The sequence below is a fragment of the Xanthomonas sp. NCPPB 2922 genome (genome assembly GCF_041520885.1).
Taxonomy (GTDB): Bacteria; Pseudomonadota; Gammaproteobacteria; order Xanthomonadales; family Xanthomonadaceae; genus Xanthomonas; species Xanthomonas campestris.
In genome coordinates this window covers 50497-59946 of sequence record NZ_JBGOFY010000023.1, presented here as the reverse complement: position 1 = coordinate 59946, position 9450 = coordinate 50497, and the positions used below count along the sequence as shown (strand labels likewise).

The 9450-nt window shown below is 65.7% G+C and carries 3 protein-coding genes and 1 other RNA gene; 3 read left to right on the top strand and 1 reads right to left on the bottom strand.

The genetic code is table 11. The features are described 5' to 3' along the window. Nucleotides 1-485 precede the first annotated feature (485 nt). Complete coding sequence (locus ACD584_RS19025) at nt 486-2612, top strand: methyl-accepting chemotaxis protein (protein ID WP_175611873.1); 2127 nt, start codon at nt 486-488, stop codon at nt 2610-2612. Nucleotides 2613-3319: 707 nt separating this feature from the next. On the opposite strand, the gene ACD584_RS19020 is transcribed toward ACD584_RS19025, so the two are convergent. Then, nucleotides 3320-5917, bottom strand: a complete 2598-nt coding sequence (locus tag ACD584_RS19020) for a PAS domain S-box protein (RefSeq protein WP_076037247.1) — start codon at nt 5915-5917, stop codon at nt 3320-3322. Between the two features lie 154 nt (nt 5918-6071). Between ACD584_RS19020 and ACD584_RS19015 the strand changes: the two genes are divergently transcribed. Both ACD584_RS19015 and ACD584_RS19010 read left to right on the top strand, forming a co-directional pair. Then, a non-coding RNA gene (locus ACD584_RS19015) (sX9 sRNA) lies at nt 6072-6146 on the top strand. Between the two features lie 191 nt (nt 6147-6337). After that, complete coding sequence (locus ACD584_RS19010) at nt 6338-9217, top strand: pitrilysin family protein (RefSeq protein WP_076037248.1); 2880 nt, start codon at nt 6338-6340, stop codon at nt 9215-9217. Nucleotides 9218-9450 lie beyond the last annotated feature (233 nt).

Here is a 9450-nt window from a genome sequence, read left to right as displayed (position 1 = left end):
TTTGGCGTCGGAACGTCGTAGAGCATCTGCACGGTCATCTGGTTGACGAAGACGCCAAGATCGCAGCGACAGCCGTGATCGAGTAGCAACACCGCAGAACCCCCAATCTTCCTGTAGGAGCGCCCTCGGGCGCGATGAGGCATCCTCGATAACGCCCATCGCGCCCGAGGGCGCTCCTACGACGCTGCAACCTTGGAATACAATCGAATCGCTGTTCGCGTATGTCGTGACGGCAACAGCGCCGCACGATCGGATGCATCACGCAGCAATCCAATCACACGCGATGCCCCGTAGGAGCGCCCTCGGGCGCGATGAGGCATTCCCGATAACGCCCATCGCGCCCAAGGGCGCTCCTACCGGTTTCGTGCGGCTGCAGACAAGCAGGCGCGGCCGCAGATAGCATTAAATCGCCGCGTGAAACAGCCGATATCCACGACAACGTTCCCGCGTCTTTGTGGACATCCTTCATGTATCTCGTCAGTTCGCTGCGCCGGCATGTTGCCAATCTCCCACTCACCCGCAAGTTCGTCCTGTTGTGCACGCTGCTCGCCGTTGGCGTGATCCTGCTGGCGGTTGCCGCAGCGCGTCTGCAATACCTGGATCTTGTGGAAGCACGCAAGCTCAGCGTCAAGACCGAAGTGGAAATGGGCCTGACGGTGATGCAGCACTACGCCGACAAGGTGAAGGCCGGCGAGCTGAGCAAGCAACAAGCCATGGAAGCGGCGCGTACCACGCTGGCGGACATGCGCACCAATGACGGCGTGGACTACTTCTTCATCGTCGACCCGCAGATGCGCATCCTGATGCATCCCAAGCGGCCGGTCGGCACGGACATGTCCGATTACAAGAGTGACGCGGGGCAGTACGTTTACCGCGACATCAAGACCGCCATCGATAGCGGCGATGGCTTCAGCTACTACGACGCGCCCAAGCCCGGCAAGAAAGAGCAGTTGCCCAAGATCAGTTATGCCAAGGTGTTTCCGGCCTGGAACTGGGTGCTGGTGATGGGCGTGTATGCCGAAGACATCCAGGTGCAGGCGTGGGGATTCACCCGCACGCTGACGCTGATCGGCGGCGCGCTGGTAGCGATGGTGATCGGCCTGTGCTGGCTGATTGCCTCGGCCATGGCTGCACCGCTGCGTGCGGCGACGCGCACCGCCGAGGCGATTGCTTCAGGCCGCTTCGACAACGACATCCGCGTCGAGTCGCGCGATGAAACCGGCCAGCTGATGCACAGCATGGCGCAGATGCAAACCCAGCTGCAGCGCTTCAACGGCGAGATGCAGACCATGATCCGCCTGCAGCAGGGCGAAAACATTGCGCACCGCATCCCGGAGGATTTCCCCGGCGATTACGGCAGCCTGGCGCATGGCGTGAACACAGTGGTGTTCGAGCACCTGGACGCCATCAACGAAGCGATGGATGTGATGAGCGACTATGGCCGCGGCGATCTGCGCCGCGACATGCGCCGCCTGCCCGGCCAGCGCGCAGCGCTGCATGAGGCGCTGGACACGGTGAAGACCAATCTGTCGGCGATCAATGGCGATATCGCGCGGCTTGCCGATGCCGCCGCGCGCGGCGATTTCTCTGCACGTGGCGACCAGGCGCGCTATCAGTTCGCGTTTGCGGAAATGGTGCAGGCGCTCAACCGTTTGATGCAGCAGGCTGACGCCGGCCTGGACGATGTCGGCCGCATCATGGCCGCGATCGCCGACGGCGATTTGTCGCAGCGGGTGGAATCGCATTACGAAGGTGCGTTCGGGCGCCTGGCCAATGCAGCCAACCGCACCGCGATCCAGCTCACTACCATCGTGCAGGGCATCCAGCAGTCGGCCGAAATGATCAACACTGCGGCTGGCGAGATCGCCAGCGGCAATTCCGACCTGTCCACGCGCACCGAGCATCAGGCTGCCAACCTCGAAGAAACCGCTGCGTCCATGGAGGAGCTCACCTCCACCGTGCGCCAGAACGCCGACAACGCGCGCCAGGCCAATCAACTGGTCAAGGGCACCGGTGACGTAGCCGAAAGCGGCGGCCGCGTGGTGCAGGAAGTGGTCAGCACCATGCTGGCGATCACGCAATCGTCAGCACGCATCTCCGACATCATCGGGGTGATCGACGGCATCGCGTTCCAGACCAACATCCTGGCCTTGAACGCCGCGGTGGAAGCCGCACGCGCCGGCGAACAGGGCCGCGGCTTTGCCGTGGTGGCCAGCGAAGTGCGCGCATTGGCGCAGCGTTCGGCTGGCGCGGCAAAGGAAATCAAGCAACTGATCTCCGACTCGGTAGAAAAGGTCGAGCAAGGCTCGGGCCTGGTGGAACAGGCCGGTAGCACCATGACCGAGGTGGTGAGTTCGGTGAAGCGGGTGACCGACATCATGGCCGAGATCACCGCCGCCAGTACCGAGCAAAGTGCCGGCATCGAGCAGGTCAGCACCACGGTGATGCAGCTGGACGAAATGACCCAGCAAAATGCCGCGCTGGTGGAAGAAGCCACCGCCGCAGCGCGCAGCCTGGAAGATCAGGCGGCCGAGCTGACGCGTGCGGTGTCGGTGTTCCGTCTGGCGCCGGCGCAGGCCGAGCAGCGGCAGCGGCACGTACAGGCCGCCTGACGTTCTGTATCAGGCAGGCACTGCACACCGCGGATGTTGGTGTGCAGTGCGCTAGCCGTTGCGTGGTAAGTTTCAGGCTAATGCGCTAGCAGACTCGTAATGAAGTGCAGGGTTTCGGAAGCGCTTGTGGTTGAGCGTTGGTGTCTCGTATTGCGTCCTGCAGTGTCAGGCCAGGTTCGCCAGCTGCCTCTGCTAACTGCGAAACATTGACGATCCATACCGCGTGCGGAGGCTGTACCCTCAACGCGCTTGGTAACCCTCTTCTGCCATCTTCTCCAGGTGAGATGGACGCAGATGTTCGGTTGCGTTGAAGTAACGGCCAACCGCCGCGCCTCGCATGCGCTTACGTGTTTGATTGCTGCTTTTTGCAATGCAGTCGTTCTATGTGCATTCGACTTGCCATTCGATTACTCTGGCGCCCGTACCCTCATCCGCCCTGCGGGCACCTTCTCCCGATGGGAGAAGGAGTGGGTTGATCGGCTTGCTTCTAAGTGGCTGCTGGTGACTGCGTTTCGCCATGTAGTGACGCAATTGATGGCTGCTGTGTAGTGCCGCGACTCATGCGTACAACGCATTGACCGGCTGGCAGCGCATCAACGATTTGATTGATCCAGCGCCGCCCCCTCATCCGCTCTGCGGCCCCATTTTCCCGATGAGAAAAGGGGACGCGGCATGCAGACATCGTCGGTACAACCGCACACAGAAGCTCAGCGCGCCGCGTCACGCCCAGTGGGTGTCTCGCCATCGCCGCAGCGCGCACGCTTGGCGGCATACATCGCTTCATCGGCGGCGTGCATCAGGCTGGCGGTGTCGGCGGTGGTGCCGCGTTGCCAGGCCACGCCGATGCTGGGCTGGATCGGCAGCCATTGCTCGCCGAAGGTGGTACCTGCGACCACGGCGTTGCGGATGCGCTCGGCCACGGCGGCGCATTCGCGCTCCGGGGCGTGCAGGTCGTCCAGCAGCACCACGAATTCGTCGCCGGCCAGGCGTGCCACCAGATAGCGCGTGCCCACTGCCTGCTGCAGGCAGCGGCCGAACGCCACCAGCACGGCGTCGCCGGCGCGATGGCCGTGCACGTCGTTGATCCGCTTGAAGCCATCCAGGTCCAGGAACATCACCGCCACCGCGGTGTGCTGCTGCTGTGCATGCGTCACCGCGGTCTGCAATGCTTCCGACCAGGCGTGACGATTGGGCAGGCCGGTGAGCGCGTCGCGGGTGGCGCGCTCGTGCATCAAGCGGTGCAGGGTCTTGTGCGCGGTGACATCCTGCGCCATCAGGAAAAACCCTTGCACTTGCGCCTGCGTGCCCTTGGTTGCCGGCACCAGGGTGATCTCCACATCACGTGCGCTCGCACCGGCCTGCAGCACGTAATCGAAGGTGGCGCGCTCGCCGCGGGCGGCCGCAGCGAGCGCGGCGTACACCGGCTCGCCCAGCTCATCGCCCAACAGGCGGGTGATGTGACAGCCGACCAGACTGGCCGGGTCCACGCCCAACCAGCTGCGGTGTGCCTCGTTGGCGAACAGGCAGCGCTGCGCGGCGTCGAACTGGCTGACGAGCGTGGGCGTGGCATCGCTGATCGCCCGCAGCCGCGCTTCGCTTTCGGCAAGCCGTTCGGCGGCGACATGCTGCTCTGTCACGTCCAGCACCTGCGAGACGAAATGCACCGGCGCGCCGTCGCTATCGCGCACCAGCGACACCGACAGCAGCGTCCATAGCACCGCGCCCTGCCGGCTGACATAGCGCTTGGACAAGGTGTAGCTGTTGCGCTTGCCGTCCAGCAACTCACCGAGCAAGGCCAGATCCACTTCCAGATCGTCCGGGTGGGTGACGTCCTGGAAGGTCATGCCCAGCAGCTGCGTGCGTGAGTAGCCCAACAGGTTGCAGAGCGCAGAGTTGATCTCGCTCCAGCGGCCTTCCAGCGAAACGATGGCCATGCCCTGCGGCGCGGTGTCGAACGCGCCACTGAAGCGCTTGGCGGCCAGCTGGGCGGCGGCCTGCGCCTGCAGTTCGGCGGTGACGTCGATGGCCATTGCCAGGTAGCCGGTCAGGCCCTGCTGCGCGTCCTGGATCACGTTGAAACTCAAGCGCACGCGGCGGTGGCTGCCGTCCTTGCGCACCAGCGTCCACACTTCCTGCTCCAGCAGGTCACCGGCTGCGGCGGCAGCCAATGCCACATACGAAGGTGCGGGCACCGCCAGCGTGGCGCGGTGGCGTGCGAGTTCTTCGGGCAGATGGAATTGTGTCGGGCACTGCCCCATGACCTCGGCGGCGGTGTAGCCCAGCAAGCGTTCGGCCCCCGGGTTGAACACCTCGATGTGCCCGAGCGGGTCGAACACGATGATGGCCACATCGCGCGAGGCGTCCACCAGGGCCTGCAGGCGCGCGCGCTCGGCTGCCAACGCGGCGGAGGCATCCTTGAGCTGGGTGATGTCGTGCATCACGCACACCGCGCCCAGGGCCACGCCGTGGTCGCCATCGATGGGGTCGGCGTTGCACAGCACGCTGCGTGGCGGCTGGCCGGTGGCACGGATCACTAGCTCGGCGTTGCGCACATGCTCGCCGCGCCAGGCGCGTACCAGCGGGATCGCGTCGGTGGGCAGCGCGGTGCTGCCATCGGCGGCGTAGAGATCGAAGTGCTGTGCCCATTGCGCCGGTGGCAGCACGCGCGGGTCGGTGCCGTGCCATTGCCGCGCGGCATGATTGAATTCGCGCAGCAGGCCGTCGGTGCCGCAGGCCACCACGCCATCGGGCATGGCTTCCAGCAACAGGCTCAAGGTCTGCCGCTGCGCCTGCGCGTCCAGGCGGTCGCGGCGCGCCTCCAGCTGATTGACGGCCTGGCGCGCCAGCCGGATCAAGGCCTGTTTCTGGTTCTCGTCGAGCACACGCGGCCTGGTGCTGAGCATGCACAAGGTGCCGTAGGCATAGCCCTCGCGGCCGATCAGCGGCACGCCCACATAGGAGCGGATGCCCGGCGCGGCGGTCACCAACGGGTTGTGCGTGAACCGTGGGTCGGCGATGGCGTCGGGCACTTCCAGCAGGTCGGTGCCCATCACCGTGTACGAGCAGAACGACACGCTGCGCGGCGTGCCTTCCAGATCGGTGCCGCAGCGCGCCTTGAACCACTGACGGTCGGCGTCCAGCAGGGAAATCAGCGCCATCGGCGAACCGCTGATATGCGCGGCCAGCCAGGCGAGGTCGTCGAATTCGGCTTCGGCCGCGGTGTCCAGCACCCCCAGCCGGCGCACCGCGTCCACGCGCAAGGCGTCGTTGGCGGGGATCGGGACGGGCGGCGACAGGGCGGTCATGAAGGACTCGGCTGACAGGTCGAATGACGGTAGGTCGCCCCAGGTAACGGCAAGGCGACGGGCAACTTGAGCCGGCGCGGCGGGGGCCGCTTGGAGCAGCTATCAAAACGACTGCGCAGCCGCCAGGCGGGCGCGGCCGGTGCTCGGAATCGGCATGTACCCACGTACATTCCGGTTCCTCCGCGCCGTGCGCACCCACCTGACGACTGCTCGCTACGTTTTGTTAGCCGCGCTTAGTCCCGTGGCCATTGCCGCCTTGCCCACGTGGCCGGCATTGCCTCGATGCACGCCCATCGCTTGCTGCGGTGCCGCGGGTTTGCCAGGCATCCGGCCAGCCAGCCCTACCCTGACCACCGGCATTTGCGACGCCGCCAGGCAGCCACTACCCTCGGCCGATTGTCCTGCCCCTTGGAGTGTCACATGCTGCGTCCGTTGTCCTTGTTGATCGCCGGCGTGCTCGGCGTTGCTGCCGGTACCGTTCCGCCCGCCGCACAGGCCGCCCCGGCCAGCCTGTCCAAGACTGCGAACAGCAGCGCCATTCCCGACATCGCCTACACCCGTTTCACCCTGCCCAACGGCCTGACCGTGGTGGTGCACGAAGACCACAAGGCGCCGGTGGTGGCGGTGAGCATCTGGTACCACATCGGTTCCGGCGATGAGCCGGCCGGCAAGACCGGCTTCGCGCACCTGTTCGAGCACCTGATGTTCTCCGGCTCGGAAAACAACAAGGGCAGCTTCTTCGCGCCGCTGGAAAAGGTCGGCACCACCGACATGAACGGCACCACCTGGTTCGACCGCACCAACTACTTCGAAACCGTGCCCACCACCGCGCTGGATACCGCGCTGTGGCTGGAATCGGACCGGATGGGCCACCTGCTCGGCGCCATCGGCCAGGAAGAACTCGACACCCAGCGTGGCGTGGTGCAGAACGAAAAACGCCAGGGCGAGAACCGCCCATACGGCCGCGTGGACCAGAACATCCTGTCCAACCTGTTCCCGGCCAACCATCCGTATCAGCACGACGCCATCGGCTCGATGGAAGACCTGGACGCCGCCTCGCTGGCGGATGTCAAACAGTGGTTCAACGATAACTACGGCGCGGCCAACACCACCCTGGTGCTGGCCGGCGACATCACCGTGGCGCAGGCCCGCGCCAAGGCCGAGCAGTACTTTGGCGATATCCCGTCCGGCAAGCCGGTGGCGCGTCAGCAGCCGTGGGTGACCCCGCTGGCCGCACAGAAGCGCGGAGTGCAGCACGACCATGTGTCGCAGCCGCGCATCTACCGCACCTGGGCCGCGCCGCAGCTGGGCACCGACGACATGATCCAGCTGGATCTGGCCACCACCGTGCTGGGCGGCGGCAAGACCTCGCGGCTGTACCAGCGCCTGGTCTATCAGGACCAGCTGGTGGATGACGTCTCCGCGGCGATCCAGCCGTTCGCGCTGGCCAGCCAGATGCAGATCCAGGCCGACGTGAAGGACGGCGTGGACCCGGCCAAGGTCGAGGCCATCATCGATGAAGAGCTGAAGAAGTTCCTCGCCGAAGGCCCCACCGCCGACGAACTGCAACGCGCCCAGGTAGCCTACCGCGCCGGCTTCGTGCGCGGCCTGGAGAAGGTGGGCGGCTTTGGTGGCAAGGCGGTGATCCTGGCCGAGGGCCAGGTCTATCGCGGCGACCCGGGTGCCTACAAGCAGGATCTGCAGCGCGGCCAGGCCGCCACCATTGGCAGCGTCAAGCAGGCCGCATCGACCTGGTTCGGCAAGGGCGACTACCTGCTCACCGTACTGCCGGCCGGCAAGGACTTCGACCCCGCCGCCGAAGACAAGGCGGTGGTCGCGCGTGGCACCGAGCCGGGCAAGCCTGCGCCCAAGCTGCCGGCGGCGGCGAAGTACAAGGTTACCGCCAGCAAGCTCGATCGCAGCAAGGGCGTGCCCGACACCGCCAGCTTCCCGGACCTGAGCTTCCCGCAGCTGCAGCGCGGCAAGCTGAAGAACGGCGTGGAAGTGATCCTGGCCGAACGCCACACCATCCCGGTCACCCAGGTGGAGCTGTTGTTCGACGCCGGCTACGCCGCCGACCAGGGCAAGAAGCTTGGCACCGCCAGCTTCAGCGCCGCGCTGATGAACGAGAGCACCGCGTCGCTGGATTCGGTGGAAGTGGCGCAGCGCCGCCAGCGCCTGGGCGCCATCACCGAGGTGGGCTGCGATCTGGACAGCTGCAGCGCCTCGCTGAATGCCCTCAACGACCAGCTGCAGCCGTCGCTGCAATTGTTCTCCGACATCGTGCGCAACCCGGCCTTCAAGGCGGCAGACATCGAGCGCATCCGTGGCCAGTGGCTGGCAGGGATCGCGCAGGAAAAGACCCAGCCCAACAGCCTTGGCCTGCGGGCGCTGCCGCCGCTCATGTACGGCGACAAGCATCCGTACGGTATCCCGCTCACCGGCAGCGGCACCGAGGCGGCGATCAAAAGCCTCAATGCCAAGGACCTGCAGGCCTTCCACAGCCTGTGGCTGCGTCCGGACAACCTGCGCATCCTGGTAGCCGGCGATACCACGCTGGCGCAGATCATCCCGCAGCTGGATGCCGCCTTCGGCGACTGGAAGGCCCCGGCCGCACCGTTGCCGAAGAAGAACCTGGTCAACGTGGCCGCGCAGCCCAAGCCGCGCGTCTACCTGATCAACCGCCCGGACGCACCGCAATCGGTGATTCTGGCCGGCCTGCTGGCACCGTCGACCAAGGCGCCGGACAACCTGGCAATCACGGTGGCCAATGGCGCCTTCGGCGGCACCTTCACCTCGCGCTTGAACATGAACCTGCGTGAGAACAAGCGCTGGGCCTACGGTGCACGCACCCAACTGGTGGATGCGCAGGGCCAGCGGCCGTACATGTTCTCCGCGCCGGTGCAGACCGACAAGACCGCCGAGTCCGCCAATGAAATCTTCAAGGAAGCCACGGCCATCATCGGCGACAAGCCGTTGACCGGCGAGGAGATCGAGAAGATCAAGAACCAGCGCATCCGCGCCCTGCCCGGCAGCTTCGAAACCACCGGTGCAGTGCTCGGTGCGATCGAAGGCATCGTGCAGTTCGACCGCCCGGACAACTACGTGCAAACGCTCAAGCCGCGCCTGGAAGCGATCGATCAGCCGGCCGCGCAAGCCGCCATCAAGGACATCATCGCGCCCAATGCGATGACCTGGGTGATCGTGGGCGACCTGAAGAAGATCGAAGCCCCGGTGCGCGCGCTCAAGCTGGGCGAGGTGCAGGTGCTGGACACCGACGGCAAGCCGGTCAAGCGCTGATCGCAATGACCGGCACGGCCGCGCAGCCCCCAAAGGCAGGCGCGGCCGATCCGTGGGAACCGATAGGCACAACGTAGGCGGCGGTTCTGCGAGCCGTCCGCACGCGTCCAGACGGTGGCCTGCTGGATCTCGGCAGCCGTTAGAACGCTGAAGCCTTGCAGCCACATGGCAACGCGCAGGGCAGCGCGCGTTACCGTTAGTGCATGATCGCGTTCACTGCCTGCGTGCGCGCA

Coding starts and splice junctions, on each gene's coding strand:
- ACD584_RS19010 (WP_076037248.1), top strand. CDS start 6,338: ATGCTGCGTCCGTTGTCCTTGTTGATCGCCGGCGTGCTCGGCGTTGCT.
- ACD584_RS19020 (WP_076037247.1), bottom strand. CDS start 5,917: ATGACCGCCCTGTCGCCGCCCGTCCCGATCCCCGCCAACGACGCCTTG.